This window comes from Microcoleus sp. bin38.metabat.b11b12b14.051, from assembly GCF_013299165.1.
In the GTDB taxonomy this organism is placed as follows: domain Bacteria; phylum Cyanobacteriota; class Cyanobacteriia; order Cyanobacteriales; family Microcoleaceae; genus Microcoleus.
The window spans coordinates 264,810-281,124 of the sequence record NZ_JAAFKD010000004.1 but is presented as its reverse complement, the minus strand read 5'-3'; the positions used below and the strand labels follow the sequence as shown (position 1 = coordinate 281,124).

The following is a 16,315-nucleotide window of genomic DNA, read 5'->3' as shown; positions in this document are numbered from 1 at the left end:
TCAACTGTCAACTGCTATAATATCAAACCGTTGGCAATAACTCAGCAGCAGGCAAACAGATGAATTTGGTAGACGACAAGACTATAGTTAAACAGTATTTTAACTCGACAGGATTCGATCGCTGGCAGCGAATTTACGGCGACGGCAAAGTCAACAAAGTGCAGCTAGACATCCGCACCGGGCACCAGAAAACAGTGGATACAGTCATCGACTGGCTGCAAGCAGACGGCAATTTGCCCGGGCTGAGTATCTGCGATGCTGGCTGCGGTGTAGGCTCTCTGAGCATTCCCCTGGCTGAGGCTGGAGCAATTGTTTGTGCTAGCGATATCTCTGACAAGATGGTAGCAGAAGCCTACGATCGATCGACAGCCGTTCCTGGGAAGCTGTACAACATATCCTTCGCCGCTCAAGATTTGGAAGCTTTAACGGGCAAATTTCACACGGTTATTTGTCTGGACGTGCTGATCCACTATCCTCAAAGTAAGGCCTCAGAAATGATCGCACACCTAAGTTCGATCGCCCAATCGCGACTAATTCTCAGTTTTGCCCCCAAAACTTTAGCACTTACCGCCCTCAAAAAATTTGGCGAACTTTTCCCGGGCCCTAGCAAAACTACCCGCGCTTACCAGCACCGGGAAGCAGATATTATCAAAATCCTAGAAAGCAACGGTTTTGTGATTAACAGAACAGCCATGAATAGCACTAGCTTTTACTATTCTCGCTTGCTAGAAGCTGTGCGAAAATAAACTAGAAATATCTGCAAAAGCTAATTTAGCATAAACCCAAGGTGCGCGCTCCGCACCTTTCTTCGCAGATTTAAATTAATAGACAAATTGTATTCATTCACCTTTATCTCTTGAAAATATCTGCGTTTATCCGCGTCTATCAGCCTGATATCTGCGGTTGACCAATCAAAGACTTATAAAATAACTTTATTGATGTTAACTTACCACCCAATTCCCAATTCCTAATAAAAAACTATTATGTCAACCCTAATCATAACGCGCATTTTCATAGCAGCCGCAGCCGTATTCGGAGGTTTATCAGTTGCGGGCGGGGCTTTTGCCTCCCACGCTTTGAAAAATCAATTGAGCGATCGAGCTTTAGCAATTTTTGAGACCGGCGCCCGCTATCAAATGTACCATGCTCTGGCTCTATTACTCGTCGCTTTGTTGTTAAACAGCCTCCAAGAGTCTCAAACCTTTTTTGCAGCCGCTGGATGGGCTTTTATTGCGGGTACGATCGTCTTTTCAGGCAGTTTGTACGCCCTGAGTTTGACTGACATTAAATGGCTGGGTGCAATTACGCCGCTGGGCGGAGTTGCTTTTATTTTCGGTTGGGGTTGCTTGGCAATTGCAGCTTTGACTTTAAAATAACTAATTAGTAAATTTTGAGCCAATTACCGATTACCAATTCCCAATTCCCAATTCCCAATTCCCTAATTTTCAAACACATGGCTGGAAAACATCTCTGTCAGGGTACGCAAGTAAGGTAAAAATACCATAACATCCGCAGCCGGGAGGCGATCGGATATTTCCCAAAACAAAATTAGCAGCATATCTTGGACTAACTCCCAACTTACATGAAGTTTCGGGTAGAGCATCACGCAAATTGGGAACAATTCTTGTTGTACCGGGCCAATGCTTCCTGTTAAAACGCACCAGCACAGATAGCTTTGAAAAATTTCCACATCCCGGATACCTGAAATTTTGACATCCCGATCGGTCAAATAACCGCTGTTGCTGCGGTATCCTTGATGCTGGGCGCTAGCGCGATCGTACACTGCACTAGCAATTTGAGTCGTCTGCTGCAACAAATGCTGAACCGCTAACAAAGCTTTTGAATTGGGTGCGTGATCCGCCGCAGCCTCGTTAATCTCTCCGTGGGGAATGTGCAGGTAGTCGTCTACAACTTTTAAATAGGGTGCAAATTCCGATCGCTCTGACTCCGAAAGACATCCTAACAAGATTTTGCTAGTATATTGAAACTCCAACGTCACAAATCCCAGCACTAGCGGATCTGTCTCTGAGTATTTGCGCCTGATTCGGACAATATCTTTCCCCACCAGCACAGACAAGCGGAAAACAGGTTCTCTATCGCCGTAAGCGTCTATTGCTTTCCCATATAAGGTGCGAGTGTCGCGGGCAATTTCTTCACGATTAATTAAGCTAGGAGCGATCGCGTGCCGCTCTATTTGTTCCCCTAAAACCGCTTCTACTTTACCCCAAGCTATCTCGCTGGCTACTTTCAGTGTTTCTGTTAATTTGTCAACTATCTTGGCTCGATTACTCTCAAAATTGCTTGATTCTGGACTTTGAGGAATTTGGCGATGTGCTTGATTTTCTCGTGCCGCGATTGTACTGTAATATTTTTTTGCCCAGCTAACCGCCAAAGAAGAAACGTTGACGCCTTTAGTCTCTGGCAATTGTTGATTGTCCGAGCCTGTGATCTCCTGCGGGGCAAAACTCTGTCCCTGTGGAATGTCATCTGCTACAGCTAAAGACTTTGAATATCCTTGTAAAATACCTGTCATGAGAAACCTCGTTTTTTGTGAATTAGCACCGATTGATTCCCCTGATTATTAACTTTCCTAAATACAATTTTCCGGATTTGTACGCTAACAGTCATCAGCCATTATGCTTAAAACTATCAGCCATTTAGCTGCACTGCTTGCACTTTATATAAGTTGCACGTTAATAACGTTATCGCTTGTGCGATCGATCACATCGTAATTGTGATCGAGCGGTAGCGCTTTTTTTATTTACCTTTAAAGATGCCTAAAAGTAAATTTAATTTATCTTAAAAGCTCAGAATTAAAGTCAAATATACCTTGAAAAAAAATACTCCTTGAGATATTTTATATTTTTAGTTGAACTCGCTTTTGTCGTTAGCGAAGCCAACGAAGAGGATCGCCCTACATTTTTAAAGAATCTAGGCTACATCACGATCGATCGGCGACTTAGATTGATTTTCCGGTGGTGAAGCAATAAATTTATCTTCTGCCTTGCAGTTGTTAGGAAACCTTAACACATGGCACCTGGCCTTTTTATAAATAAATTATTAAATTTGAGCTGAGCATAAATAAAATTTATGTGCGTCTCGTTAATGCTACGGCGAGCAGTTTTTTTTTCGAGCAGTTTTCTGAGCTTCATCAGGAAGCTAAGCAATCCCTTACAGGCCCGATCGCCCAAAAGTTCGATCGCCCAAAAGTTCGATCGCCCAACAACGCTTTCAAACCAAAATCTCCATAGATTTGCCCGATCGCTTTGAAATTTTACCAAGTCTGCCCGGTTCGATGCCTCTGCCGAAAGCATGAGGGCGCCCCGGAAGCTGCGGGATGAGGTCGAGGAGGCCCCACGGGCCCTGGCTCCTCAAAAACAGCACGGTCAGTACGTCTTTAAGGATATGGCTTCGGGTAGGATTAGTAGGACGAGAGGAAGTGGATAAAATGAGCGCCAGCAATTCAACAGAAATCAAGTTCGGAACCGATGGGTGGCGGGGACTGATTGCCCATGACTTTACTTTTGCCAACGTGCGAAAGGTTACGCGGGCGATCGCCAGTTACCTAGAAACTGCTTACACCAAAGACCGCCCAGTGCTGGTATCCTACGATACCCGGTTTCTGGCAGACGAGTTCGCCCGTACCTCCGCGGAAGTTTTGGCAGATTTGGGATGGACGGTGATGGTGGTCGATCGAGATTGCCCCACACCAGTCATCGCTTACAGCGCCAAGCATCTCAACTCCGCAGGCGCCCTGATGTTCACGGCTTCGCACAATCCCGCACCTTACTGCGGCATCAAATACATCCCCGACTACGCGGGCCCGGCTACCCCGGAAATTACTGATACCATTGTGGCAAATATTGCTGGTGCTTCTGATGCCCCAGCCAAAGGCAGCCACAACGATAAAATCTCCACTTTTGACCCGAAACCCGAATATTTGAAGTTTCTTTATACTTTGATAGATGTGGAGCGGATTCGCTCTGCTAAGTTGAAGGTGAAGTACGACGCTCTGTATTCGACTTCTCGCGGCTATCTCGACGGCGTTTTGGAACACTGCGGCTGCGATGTGGAAAGTTTTCACACCTATCGCGACGTACTATTTGGTGGCGGAATGCCCGAGCCCAAGGGCGAACAGCTAGTCGAGTTGGTGGAAGCTGTAAAGAAGGATGCAGCCGATTTGGGTTTGGCTACCGATGGCGACAGCGATCGCTTTGGTATTGTTGATGAGTTGGGAAACGTGTTGACTCCAAACACCGTGTTGTTGCTGTTGGCGCGTCACTTGGTTAAGAATAAAGGCTTGACTGGGGCGATCGTCCGTACCGTCGCAACTACCCACTTGCTGGACAATATGGCAGCCAAATACGGTTTAACCATCTATGAAACCGCAGTCGGCTTTAAATACATCGGCGAAAAAATGCGGGAAACAGCCGTACTCATCGGTGGCGAAGAGTCTGGCGGTTTGAGCGTTTTGGGTCACATCCCCGAAAAAGACGGGATTTTGGCTGATATGCTAGTTGCTGAGGCGATCGCCTACGAAGGCAAACCGCTTTCTCAGTTAGTCGAAGAAGCCATCAAAGAAGCCGACGGCCCCCTGTTCAACAAACGCTTGGACTTGCACCTAGAAGACGCCCACAAAGCAGCCGTTTTGGACTCTTTTACCAAGAATCCACCCACGGAAATAGCGGGTATTGGCGTTAAGGAAATCGGACGCAAAGACGGGATTAAACTTTATCTGGAAGACGGCGGCTGGGTACTGCTGCGGCCTTCGGGAACCGAACCTTTGATGCGCGTTTACATGGAAACCAACTCTGCGGACAAAGAAACCAAAGTTGCCGAATACATGGAAAAGGTAATTTCCCACTTACAACCTGTTTAACTCTCAAACTGTGCCAATGCGGGGTTTTTCCCCCAGGCCTTGAAATGGTAGGGTGCGCAGCCCGCACCTTACCTATTGCAGATCCTCTGAACGTGCATCATCTTTGTTTGGAACAGGGTAATAGAGGTATTTGGGCGATCGCATTTCATCCCCACAAACTAATACTGGCTGCTGCTGCTGCTGACCCAAGTGCGATATTATCGAATTTGGAAAATGAAGTGACGTTAAATTACCAACATCCAGGTAACGTTAACCTCATTCAATTTAGTTTAGATGGCAGCCAATTATTTACGTGCAGTACAGCGGGACTTGTTAAAAATTGCGATGTGTAATCTTTTTATTTTGAAGAATATTGAAAAAATCGATTTTTTTTTCGTATTTCCTTGACTTTTACTATGTTTTTATTATATATTTATTTCATAATGGGATGGTTGCGAAAATATTAATTTGAGACATATTTCCATTATAATACTGATATTATGAAGTAATAATATCAGTTAAATAATTAGCTTGTCAAGCCTTTTATGAAAACAATTCCTCTGCTCGCCATTAGTTTTTTAGTCGCAATTTTAGCCAGCGCGATCGGCATAATCTCAGTGCAGAACGCCGCCCCAGTAGCCTTAAACTTTATCTTTTTTAAATCCATACAATTGCCCGTAGGATTAGTATTGGCGATGAGCATTAGTGCGGGACTGATCGTCGCGGCGCTGCTGCAACCGCTGTGGAACCTTTCAGATTCCCAAGCGAACCGTGGCCAATTTCAGGCAAATCCCGAAGAGTCAGACACCGCAGAATATTAAGTTAATTCCTGTACAGAAGAGAGCGAATAAACCTTACCGTCAATCAACAGCCGAGTAATTCCCTTGGCTAGCAAGTAAGGCGCAGCTTTTTGTAGCAGCCTGCCATCGGGAATTTTGAAAACTCTTTGATTGTTGGTAGAAAATCGGCGGGCTACTCGGTGATTGTCAAAGACTGGCAGAGTTTTCTCGCGAATTTCGCTCGCCGGAATTTGACCGAGTTCGCCAAAAGCTTTTAGAGGTCTAGTGATTAACTCCGCCGCCCGATCGACTACTAAATAGCAAATTTTCGGCAGGGTGGCTTCACTTAAAGGCAAAACTTGAATCGGCCCTGTAGCCCTCGGCTCGTTAGCGAAGCCCTCGAAGAGGATCGACTCCCCCGACTGGATCGCACCCAGCAGACTTCCTTCAAACAGAGAATCTTCATCCTCCAAATCTTCGTCGAAGTCGTCATCTAAATCATCATCATCCTCGCCGTCGTCCTCCCGATCTTCGTCGAAATCGCTAAAATTTTCATCTGCGAGCATTCCCAGTTCCCCAGTCACAGCAGCTCGGCGGCTGTCACGAGCAAGATTGGGCGCCGCGGGAGCTGGTAAATCTGAAACCTGCAAATCCGACTGTAAAGTTGCTGGGATTTCGAGTTCTGGGCTTGGTTTGGCCGCTGGTACAGCACGCTGTCGGATTGTCGGCTTGGAATTGGCGACAGACTGCGGGACACCCACTGACTCGGACAGGGGCGCACCGGCCGCCGGAGCGGTTTCGCACTCTGTCGCCGGCGCGGCGTTGGCCTGTGTCGGTTCAGAATCGCTGCGGAGATCGGACAAACGCTTTTGTTTTTTATGGAGTAAAAGTTCGTATTCCGGCTCTGACAAAGCGCCCTGAAGGATGCGCCTGACAGTCGAACTGCTCACTCCGTAGCGCTTGGCCAGAGCGATCGTATTCTCATCGGACTGTCGGTACAGCCTGAGGAGTTCGCGTTTGTCTGAATCCGAGAGTTTTGTGGGCGTCATGCCAAGTTTTCCAGCAAAAAGACGTGAAAAGACGCAGCAAGTGCGATCGGCGAACAGTGATATTTTCATCTTCGATTGGGAGTTGACAGAAGCCGACAAGGCTAAAAAAGCTTTCGCGTCCCTGCTTGCTTCGGCAACCCCAATCTCCAATCGCTAAGCGGCGCGGCGAGTCCGCCTGCTCTGGCGCGAACGGGTTGAGATGTCATGTTCCAAGATAGCTCCTATTCCAAAGAGGATGGCGCTGAAAACAAAAAACACTTCCAGCAAACTGCCACTTTGATAAGCACCTTCAGCCTGAGTATCCCGCCATTTAAAGTACATATCAGCGATGTAAAGCGAAAAAGTTGCCGCCGCAATCATCCTCCAGGATTGGGAAAAACGTCCTCCCCAAAACGCCAGCAGCAACGCAGTAGCAATAATCAGCAGAAAAACGTCCCCGACTATGTAAAACAAATTGATTGCATAGGCGTAAGGCGACAGTTGCTCGTCAAGTGCCATCACCCATGCGGGAGCTTTACTTGATTCTGTTTCTTCTTCGGCTGCGGGTTTAGCAGCCGTGGCTGCTTTTGCTTTTGACTGAGACGAATTTTCTATAGCCGGGGCTTTTCCTTTTCCTTTTTCGGTTGGTGCAGCTCCTGTCACGACTTCCTGGGCGGGAACACCCATTCCTAGCTGTGCCCTCCAAGAGTCAGGTGCAGCAACCCAGATAGCTACAACAATCCCAAAGGCTGCAATTCCCGCTAACAAACCCCACTGCCAAATTTCTAGATTTAGGCGCTTAGAACTCACAGCTATGACCATGCCTCCAATCAGCACTACATAGCTACCCAGATAAAACGCATCTGCTGGACTTACGTCAGGGCTGACCTCGAAATACAGTTCCCAAATACCAAATAGCACCCCGGCGATAAAATAGAAGAGCATCCCCAGACCGATGCCCAGCCAGACGTTGCGCCCGCTGACCATGTGGGGGCTTTTCCAGTTTCTGAAACAAACTAAAGACGCTCCCAGGTATGCTCCGCATTCAAAAATATAAGTGCCGATTCGGTACCAAAGCGGTAAACCTTTGTCTTCTGAAAGCGGGACGCTGAACAGTAAAAAGAACAGCAACGCCATTACAGCCCAGACAATTCCCACAATCACTAGGGTCTGAGCTGACAGTAAAGATGGAGATGTAGATGACTTTTCTGAAGTGCTACTCATAGGGATTTCACGAGACCTAACTAGCGGTTGAACGCACCCCATCTCAATTTTTGATTATTATTGTAGATGAGGATTCTTTCGCCACAAAACCTTGAACTGACGCTTCCGGCAAAACTGGCGCCCTCAGCGCGTACTCCGGACTTTTGCCCTCGTACGCTCGATCAAGACTAAACAAAAATCATATGTCTGTTACTAATTTAAAAAAATTAGTCGTCAGCCTCTCTTTTTGCCGGAAATTGATGATAGAAATACGGTTTATGTCTCAACCATTAAGGTTTTTAGACCACCAAATTTCTCTCTTAAATTTTACCCTCAACTTGTGCTGTCTCTGTTTTTGTGCTTTCGCCGGGCCCCTGTCATCTCAATAGATTTTGGGTGGGTACTGCGATCGACATTTAGTTTAATTGCCACACTTTAGGTGGCATCCAAACCGACTAAACAAGTTGATAGACCAAGGGTTGGTCAATCTTTTGTTGGCAATCTCACCTGTATATCGCCTAGCCCCTACGGTGCAATTATGTATCTCAGCTCGATTATCTTGGCTCAATTGTCGCTAGCAATTGTGCGAGATTTTCTATGCTGCTATCCACAATTTGTTGAGGGCTGATTGTTTCAGCCAATCTAGAAACTGAGTGCGATCCGGTGCTGGCATATCTTGCAGCACATCACTCACTCCCTCAGCGAAGCCCGTATCGCCAAAATATGATTTGCCCAAACGGTAGAGTTCTTGCAATAAGGTCTTGAGATGCTGCTCTTGCCAAGGCGGCACCTTATGATTTTGCAAGGGACTAACCGTCAGCCAATTTTTGATCGCATCCGGGGAGTCGGCCTGGGGGAATTTTCCCTGCTGAAAAACCTTGGCGATATCTTTCTGAAACGATGCCGCTTGCCTTGCGCCTAAGAGGTCTTCTACATCGAAGTAAACAGCTTGGAGGAGCAGCAGACAACCCTGTGCGAACAGTGGTGCTTTCGCCGATTCTGTACCTGCTGGTTCTTCACCTGCAAGCTGATCCAAACGAACTTTTCCCCAGACGCTGTATCTATCGGGCTCTTCTAGCAGAACACAGGCTTTGCCTCGGTTGTCGGTTAAATCCCGCCACAAGGCTCTGGCGTCTTCTGCTTGCTTGCCGTTGAAAGCGCTGATCAGGCGAAAAGTCTGCCCCTGATAATTGAGAATGGGAATTTGTTGGTCCCGTTTTGGGTGTTGAAAATTGGTTATTTCAACATCCTGCCGTTTCAGAATAAACATGACACTGCGATTTGACTCCTGTCATGGCCGAGGTGCTGTGCTTTTGAGACTCCCCAAGTTTTTAGGCTTGGGGAGTCTTGATTCAGCGAGTCCACTTAAATAAAGAAAGCTGGACTGCTCCCAATCACCCAGAGATGCTTCTATCATCAAGCGTTTCGATACTTTTTTGCGAGCATTTGCTGACAAATATCTCAGTTGAAATTGTCTCAACCTTGAAGTATCAACCAACCCACGAAGGAAAGTCCCCCGCCCACAACTTATGACTGCTGTACTGGCAACGCTTGATTTTCGTGCTCGTCTCGATCGGGCGATTGACTGTTTTGCTTTGATGCCGTAGAGGAAGCTGATTATGGAGGCTCCGTACCATCAGGGATTTTCACCTGAGTCTTTCGTCTTTCAATCCTAGTTCTACCACATTTTTCTCAAAGATCGACTGGAGCAGGATATTAGCAAATCTAACTACATATCAGCAAAGCAGTCACTGTGGCTCAAGCGCTATACAAAACTTGGCTAAACTTATCTTGTGTTTTACCATTCAACTAGAACTAATTCCAGAGGCTATGCTTTTTGTCTCAAGCTGCTGGAGTCGCCTCCTAGTTGTGGGCACAGGGCGTAGATTCGGATAGAGCAAGGCTCTGTGCGCCACCAGCTTACAACTATTGCTTTTGAAGCTGTTAGCGATTTTTTAACGATTATTCTTAACAAATTTAAATAATTGTGGCATCTTGTTCGACCTTTTTGCACGCCGATCGCGATCGAATCTACTTACTCGGTATAAATATTTTAACCCTTTGTTCTCGGCAGTAGGGTTGACTCTGAAGCTCTTTGCTGTCAACTTAGCCTCAAAAACCGCTTTGAGACTTGAGTCTGTGCCGGAAATCGGGCGCACGTCCGGTTTCAGGGACGGGCGCACCCGTCGCCTCGGTTGTTTTGCCTCGATGCCTTCGGCACCTACACGCCTTATTTTGTCTACGTCCAACGATTTTTGGGTAAGTCATTAGATATTTACTTGCTCGATCGCACACTACACCGATACAATAATCTTGTTAGCAATTTTTGAGTTGGGTGCGTAACTCAGTTGGATAGAGTAGCTGCCTTCTAAGCAGCGAGCCGCAGGTTCAAGTCCTGCCGTACCCATTAGATAAACACTTTACCCAGTAAAGGTTTTAGGCTGACTAAGCTATCGAAAGTCTAGTTTTCCGCTCATCTTTAGCTCAGTCCTACTCTTCTGAGTGGCTGAGTAGTTCAAGTCCTGCCGTACCCATTAGATAAACACTTTACCCAGTAAAGGTTTTAGGCTGACTAAGCTATCGAAAGTCTAGTTTTCCGCTCATCTTTAGCTCAGTCCTACTCTTCTGAGTGGCTGAGTATGTCCAACACTGTTTGCATATCGGTCAAACTAGCCCCAGACTTTTTACGTCTGGCCTTCAACTGGTTAAGCAAATCGGCGGCCTCTGGAAATTCTGCAACGGTCGGAGCTGAGTTTTTATTTTCTTCCCGATCGCGCCGTGCTTCCTTGAGTTCTTGCTCCAGCATCTGAACCTTTAGAACCAAGTCGCCGTTGCGCTCGTGTAACTGATTCAGTTCCTTGTCCCATTCTGCGAGTTGCTTGTTGGCCGCTTTCAATTCTTGCCTGAGAGTTTCTGCTTCCCGTTCTCGGTCGGCAGTGGATTCTCTCAGGCACTCAATTTTCCCAGCCGTTCCTCTAGAGCAGCTATTTGTTCAACTACCGGGTCAAGGCGATCCGATACCAGCTTGTCTACAGTTTCAACGGGAATTGTAGATACACCTGTAGACACGACGCTATCATTGCTTGAAGTATACACATCTTGTATACAACCTGTAGACACCCCTGAGACTTCCTTGAGAATGCGTTGTGCAGCTTGATTTATCGACTCACCATCTAGCTTCTGAGCTTCTATCCAGTTCAGGAAGTGACCGGAAACTCTGAATGATATGACTTGACTTTGACTCATTGTAGACACCTGTAAACATCTTTTGTCTACAATAACTCAGAATTGTCTACAGTGTCAACATTTTGTATACAAAACTTGTAGACACAAAAATCCCCCAATTAAGGGGGATGGAATTCAGCCGTCAGTCGTCAAGTAACAGCTAAATTTTCCGCAAGTTGCAGAACAACATCGAAATTACCCGCCCGCCCTTCATGCCCTCGCGTTCTTGCCAGTCAACCTTGCAACTGATGCTTGTATGAATCTCGACAATGCGGCCGTGCCAGTTGTCGGCGTTAGTCACCTTGTCTCCGACTTTGAATGCTTTGAGCGGATCGGAACAAGGGACGCCCGTGAGTAATTCTGTCAGTTTTTGCTTCTGAGACAGAGTGAGTTTTGAGAAGGAATTGCAAAATTCCAAAAAGAGTGAGTTTTCATCCGCAGAGTCCGCAGTTGCTCTCTCTGTAAGGATTGTTGGCGCAGAGGCATCCGCAGAGGCATCCGCAGAGACATCCGCAGAAAAAGTTATTTTCTGCGGATGTTCTGCGGACGTTACGACGGTAGAACAAGCTTCTGCGGACTCTGCGGATGGTTTTCCACTTGTTTTCACGTTTTGCCTGCGGATACCCAAATAATAGGCATTACCCATCTCTCGCCCATCTGAAACCGCTTCAGTATGCCGATGTTTTGCCAATTTAGGAAAAATCTCACACAATCGAGCGTACAACTGGTTGATAGCTTTTACAGGATTGTCGCGCCCCGGCAACTCATTCCAAACCAGTTTTTCCTTACCTTTGAGGTCATACTCAATTTCAAGAATGCCGGCCTCCTGATACCACTCGCGTAATTCTTCCCATAAATCCTTGGCGTAAACCCGCTCACCTTGACCGGCTTCATACCCCATATCCCTGACAAACTGCCAAAGGTGCTGAGACTTTTCCTGAGCTTCCCGTAGAGCCGCGTCACTGGAACCGTAATTAATCCCTTGAGTCAGCAGCAACGGTATCCGTTTCAGCATCTCGTTCAACAGCGCCGGTGCAATCTGTTCCACCACAAAGTTGGGGTCTTCCTTGAATCGTGGATCAGCTTCTAACTCACCCTTGCCGATAGAAGCGCCGACCACGTAAGTTTTCTTAAAACTCAGAATGCAGTAGCGACTGCGGATAGCCTCAGCATCACTGCTGATAGATGGCAGAACATTGCAGTTAGCAAGAAATATGGCCTCTGGCTTGTATGGATACTCACCACGTCCCTTGTGCTCAATAGTCAACTCATCCCCGGTGATGAACTGCTTGAGACTTTGCAGCTTGTCCAGTTTCACCGCCTCAGCATTCTCGCTAGACCAGTTGCACAAAGAATTCTCAAGACCAGCTAGGGGAAACTTGCGGCCAGTGTCATAAACCTGAAAGTCCTTTAAACTTTTCCCCGTAACACCGCGTCCCAACACCGCTACTAACGCCGTCCGCAAAGTATCTTTACCGTTGCTACCATCGCCGTGACAAAGCAGCCCTTTGACCCGCGACATCTTCAAGCGAGCCAGAGGCAGACACAGTGCAGCAGCAATTGTCCTGAGAAAAATCTCTCGCTGCTGTGGCTCAAGACACTCTAAAAGGCGATCGCAATCTGTGACATCAATGTCAGGGTCATACTTACCGCCGACATAGGTGTAAATCTGCTCTGAACTGTGCGGGGTAAAGGTATGAGAACCGTCAGAGTTGATTCTCACCACCCCGTTAGAACAGTTCAATCCCGGCGGGTTCACAACATCAATGTCTACAGCCAGCTCTAAGACCATCCAGTTATAGACCTCATTTACACTGCTTGAGCTAGCTCGGTTGCGACGGTACACGCCTCCCTTACCCTTCTCTGAGTAGGTTTTTAACCAGCCAGAGATACGACGTTTCTCTGTAGCTTCCGACTGCAACTCATAATAAGTGCCAGTAAATCGGTAGATTTGACCTGCAATCGACACCCAATGACCGTCAGAGTACAGTGCAGATTCAGCTTTTAGAATGTAATTTTCTTCTGAAACTGGTGCTGTGTCTGGAATGTAGTCGCCGATACTACTAGCAAACGACAGATATACTACATCTTCACACGTATGCGGGCGTGAGAGTAAAGGATTTTCTTGTATTTCTTCCATTGCAGCGTTGTGAATTTCCGCTTCTAATCGGCGAATAAACTCTTCAATTTCCATGTTTTCCAAAATCTCTCGGATATCACCTTTGTCGGGGATATCTGGATAGATGGCAACCGAGTCAATGACTATGCAAGGAAATTGAAGGCGGTCACAAATGGACTGAACCTGAGCGCCTTTCTTGATTCCCGTGGCATCGTTGTCGCGTAGTTTCACGAGCGTGACATTTTTCTCAGTTGCTCGCAGTGCTTCAAGGGCCCTGGTTATTTCGGCATCATTCCAGTTAGACCCTTGCAGCGTTAGGGCTGCGATACCGTAAGACCTTGCGACTTCTACGTTTGGCTCACCCTCAACCATCAGAACTGCAACAGGTTCACCGTTTGGTACGTTCTTCAAAATCTCAACTACTTCGTCAATGCGGTATGCGGGCCACGGCAAGTCACCCTTAGTCCATATCTGCTTACCGTGTACGTCAATGTGAGTTTGGCGACAGGTCTTGTCGCGTCCCTTTGGACTGTCTGGATCTAGCCATTCAAAGCGCAAGACGGACTGTGAATCGCTGTAGACGTAGGTGATTTGTTGGGCTTCTGCGGGTACGCCCTTCGGGATGTATTGAGGTTTATGAGGTTCGGGGCCGGATTGACAAGTGGGCAGTTCAATAAGTGTTAGTCCAGTCGGCACTGGAACTTTTGCTGACTGTGGTTTCCCAACTGCTTTTTTGGCGGGCGGGCGGTTGCTGATGTGTTTGTCGCCATTGCGTTCTGAACGAGTTTGCGCCGCACGGACTTCCTTGCGCTCTTGAATCGGTGCGTAATAAAGCCGGCCCTCGCTGTTCGTCTTCTTGGTAGCTACCCAGCCCTCTGCCGGGGGATTCTCACGGTTGCAGACTGACAGTTCACCAATGAAGTAGCACCAGTCGGGCTTGCCACAGTGCGGGCAAGGATTTTCTTTGGAAACGGTGACAAGATTAGAGTTTGAAGGGTATGATGGTGTATACATACGACAAGTTGCCTGTCCCCTGGACAGGTTATGAGTTGCAAAAAGCCGTTCTTCGATTCGTCAAAATAGAGAGAGCGGTTTTTTGCTGTTTATAGTAATTTTGAGCAATTTAAAAATTGACGACTTGCTCTGTCGCCTACCCTTGATTCAGTTAGAGGTTAGGACGTAATTGTCTTTGAGGCAGGGAGATTTCTGTATATCAAGCGGCTTCCCTCTCCATCCCTTGCCATAAGCGATTCCCTTACTCCCCCCCTTAGCCGCAAAACGTGGATTTCACTTCGGAGAATCGCGTACCCTTATACGTTAGCAGAACCTAAAGCTAGAGTTTGGAAGGCGATTGAAACAGCATTGAGCCAGTACGGAGTGTTGTCAAAAATACGAGACTCTACAAGTCTCGTAGTGTTGTCAGAGTGTTGCGTTAGACTGCCCGAAGTTCGGAATCGTAACAAGAAAAGTACGACTCCAAAATATAGCGATAATCAATGATCAGTTGAGGAGTGTGCACACAGCGGAAACTCTACGAGTTTCCTGGTGCATTCCGACTGCTCTTCGATTGCTTGCGGGAATGTGGGATTGCTGCATTTCCTTGATTGCTATAGGGCCGTATACCCTACAAACTCATTGGGCTTGTAGGGTGTAGTACATATTCAGCGTCACTCCCTAGTCAACCGCCGATACTCAACCTCAACAGCCTCCGGTTTTGTTTGTCGTTGAATTGTGTTTACAAACCCGGAAGGTTGCAACCTTCCGCAGTGTTTCAAACACAACTGCTATTCACCCGTAAGCCTTTTATACTCAGCCTCAGCAGCCTTGTATTTCACACTGCCACCTTTGTTGACTCCCCAAATCTCAAGGATGATTTTCGCCTTACCGTAGCCTTTAGCCTGCAACTGTAGAATCCGTTCCAAGCGTTCCGAATCATCGTTCTGAGCTAGTTGTTCGGAACGTTCCTCACCCCAACCACCATCATCACCATGAGTCAGTGCTAGGGCACGTTCTAGGCGTTCAACATCTTCAGAACCTGCATTGAGGATAGATTCAGCTTCCATGCGACGCTGTTGTTCGGAAATATAGGCACTGGTAGCTAATTCGTCCTCGACATCGGCAACTAAAACCGCTTCCTTCATTGCCTCAAAATCTTCTGCCTGACTAAGTTTGAGGGCAACTCTGCGGGCTTCAAAGCAGCAAGCAAAGCTACCTATCAAGGCTAAGCCTGTGGTCATATTGTGCAACGGAATTTTGCGGCTGAGGATAAACGGTGGTGCTAGCCAGAGAATGAACCCTGAGCAAGTCAGGGCTGAGACTTTTAGGATCGACACAACATCACCCCCAAGCCAACGACAGATGCAGCCAAACCTAGAACCAAAACACCCTGTAAAGTGATTGCGTTGATTTTTAGGCGTGCCACCAACCAATCGTCAAGCACCCAACTGAGCATCCACAGTAAAGCAAAAATTATGTACACGGCTCGGACTAAAGCTAAAGCTTGAGGATGCAGCGACGCTATCCAGCAGAGAAAGCTGGACGCAATCGCAAGCACCAAAAAGTCATTGATAATGGCGATCGCTTTTGTCATCGTTTCGCCCCCTGCAATTTCGCTCTGATTTCACCAATACGGGTATCGGCATTACTCGCAGCTTGGTCAAGACTCATCCCCAAACGGGCGTAAGCAGGGCGTTGTGAGTGCAAGTGTTTACCGAGTCTGCCATCGGCGCGCTTTTTTACCAGTTCGTTGTCGGCGACAACACCCTCATACTTGCGGTGATGTTTGTGGACTTTGGCATCGGCTGCTTCAATCTTCCCTAGCGCTTCATAGGCGCGTTTAGCTTGCCTTGCACCGTCTGTTTTTTCTTTTGCTAAGTCCTTCAATCCATCAGCTTCTTCCTCTGTGAAGTAGCGCGGGGCTGGCACGACTGGAGCACTACGGATGCTGGAAAAGTTGCCGGGGTTTTGTGGACAGATAACACTTGCGTCAGTGGCTGACAGCACTTTTGACTTGTCTATTGAGTGACTGCCATCGTGGACTAAACCGCCACCCGTGGACGAATCGGCGGACTGAGTGCCGCCGAATAGTTGCTTCATTAATCCC

Annotated in this window: 16 protein-coding genes and 1 tRNA gene; 7 read left to right on the top strand and 10 right to left on the bottom strand. The window is 47.3% G+C overall.

Annotated features, from left to right (window positions below; genetic code table 11):
• Positions 1 to 59: 59 nt before the first annotated feature.
• Both bchM and QZW47_RS07280 read left to right on the top strand, forming a co-directional pair.
• A complete protein-coding gene (gene bchM, locus QZW47_RS07285; protein WP_293125551.1) occupies positions 60 to 746 on the top strand; it encodes a magnesium protoporphyrin IX methyltransferase in 687 nt (228 codons plus the stop codon).
• Between the two features lie 237 nt (positions 747 to 983).
• The gene (locus QZW47_RS07280) at positions 984 to 1,376 is read left to right on the top strand and encodes a DUF423 domain-containing protein (RefSeq protein ID WP_293125549.1); all 393 of its coding nucleotides are present in this window, start codon (positions 984 to 986) and stop codon (positions 1,374 to 1,376) included.
• A 62-nt stretch (positions 1,377 to 1,438) separates the two neighbouring features.
• Here the strand turns inward: QZW47_RS07280 and QZW47_RS07275 are convergent, their stop codons facing one another.
• Positions 1,439 to 2,533, bottom strand: a complete 1,095-nt coding sequence (locus QZW47_RS07275) for a hypothetical protein (protein ID WP_293125547.1) — start codon at positions 2,531 to 2,533, stop codon at positions 1,439 to 1,441.
• Positions 2,534 to 3,092: 559 nt separating this feature from the next.
• Between QZW47_RS07275 and QZW47_RS07270 the strand changes: the two genes are divergently transcribed.
• The 4 genes from QZW47_RS07270 to QZW47_RS07255 all read left to right on the top strand — a co-directional run bounded on the left by QZW47_RS07270 (position 3,093) and on the right by QZW47_RS07255 (position 5,679).
• A complete protein-coding gene (locus tag QZW47_RS07270; protein ID WP_293125545.1) occupies positions 3,093 to 3,251 on the top strand; it encodes a hypothetical protein in 159 nt (52 codons plus the stop codon).
• A gap of 197 nt (positions 3,252 to 3,448) precedes the next feature.
• Entirely contained in the window at positions 3,449 to 4,879 is a 1,431-nt protein-coding gene (locus QZW47_RS07265; protein ID WP_293125543.1) for a phosphoglucomutase/phosphomannomutase family protein, read from the top strand.
• Positions 4,880 to 4,923: 44 nt separating this feature from the next.
• The gene (locus QZW47_RS07260) at positions 4,924 to 5,211 is read left to right on the top strand and encodes a hypothetical protein (protein ID WP_293125541.1); all 288 of its coding nucleotides are present in this window, start codon (positions 4,924 to 4,926) and stop codon (positions 5,209 to 5,211) included.
• Between the two features lie 192 nt (positions 5,212 to 5,403).
• Positions 5,404 to 5,679, top strand: a complete 276-nt coding sequence (locus QZW47_RS07255; RefSeq protein ID WP_293125539.1) for a LapA family protein — start codon at positions 5,404 to 5,406, stop codon at positions 5,677 to 5,679.
• Here the strand turns inward: QZW47_RS07255 and QZW47_RS07250 are convergent.
• From QZW47_RS07250 to QZW47_RS07240, 3 genes are all read right to left on the bottom strand, one after another.
• The gene (locus tag QZW47_RS07250) at positions 5,676 to 6,755 is read right to left on the bottom strand and encodes a hypothetical protein (protein WP_366930819.1); all 1,080 of its coding nucleotides are present in this window, start codon (positions 6,753 to 6,755) and stop codon (positions 5,676 to 5,678) included. The two genes, QZW47_RS07255 and QZW47_RS07250, sit on opposite strands and share 4 nt — an antisense overlap.
• Positions 6,756 to 6,839: 84 nt before the next feature.
• On the bottom strand, positions 6,840 to 7,889 hold the full coding sequence (locus QZW47_RS07245) for a hypothetical protein (protein ID WP_293125537.1): 1,050 nt from the start codon (positions 7,887 to 7,889) through the stop codon (positions 6,840 to 6,842).
• A 574-nt stretch (positions 7,890 to 8,463) separates the two neighbouring features.
• A complete protein-coding gene (locus QZW47_RS07240) occupies positions 8,464 to 9,138 on the bottom strand; it encodes an Npun_F0813 family protein (RefSeq protein ID WP_293125535.1) in 675 nt (224 codons plus the stop codon).
• Between the two features lie 1,063 nt (positions 9,139 to 10,201).
• Between QZW47_RS07240 and QZW47_RS07235 the strand changes: the two genes are divergently transcribed.
• Positions 10,202 to 10,275, top strand: a tRNA-Arg gene (locus tag QZW47_RS07235).
• A 210-nt stretch (positions 10,276 to 10,485) separates the two neighbouring features.
• Here QZW47_RS07235 and QZW47_RS07230 read toward each other — a convergent pair.
• From QZW47_RS07230 to QZW47_RS07205, 6 genes are all read right to left on the bottom strand, one after another.
• Positions 10,486 to 10,764, bottom strand: coding sequence for a flagellar alpha dynein (locus QZW47_RS07230; protein ID WP_293125533.1), 279 nt, complete (start codon positions 10,762 to 10,764; stop codon positions 10,486 to 10,488).
• 50 nt (positions 10,765 to 10,814) lie between these two features.
• Positions 10,815 to 11,114, bottom strand: coding sequence for a hypothetical protein (locus QZW47_RS07225; RefSeq protein ID WP_293125531.1), 300 nt, complete (start codon positions 11,112 to 11,114; stop codon positions 10,815 to 10,817).
• Positions 11,115 to 11,253: 139 nt separating this feature from the next.
• Positions 11,254 to 14,226 (bottom strand): DUF5906 domain-containing protein, encoded by a 2,973-nt coding sequence (locus QZW47_RS07220; protein WP_293125529.1) that lies wholly within the window; start codon positions 14,224 to 14,226, stop codon positions 11,254 to 11,256.
• 770 nt (positions 14,227 to 14,996) lie between these two features.
• Entirely contained in the window at positions 14,997 to 15,545 is a 549-nt protein-coding gene (locus QZW47_RS07215) for a hypothetical protein (RefSeq protein ID WP_293125527.1), read from the bottom strand.
• A complete protein-coding gene (locus QZW47_RS07210; protein WP_293125525.1) occupies positions 15,533 to 15,802 on the bottom strand; it encodes a hypothetical protein in 270 nt (89 codons plus the stop codon). The genes QZW47_RS07215 and QZW47_RS07210 overlap by 13 nt, the downstream gene beginning before the upstream one ends.
• Positions 15,799 to 16,308 carry a hypothetical protein gene (locus QZW47_RS07205; RefSeq protein WP_293125523.1) on the bottom strand — a complete coding sequence of 170 codons (510 nt, stop codon included), beginning with the start codon at positions 16,306 to 16,308 and terminating at the stop codon, positions 15,799 to 15,801. The genes QZW47_RS07210 and QZW47_RS07205 overlap by 4 nt, the downstream gene beginning before the upstream one ends.
• Positions 16,309 to 16,315 lie beyond the last annotated feature (7 nt).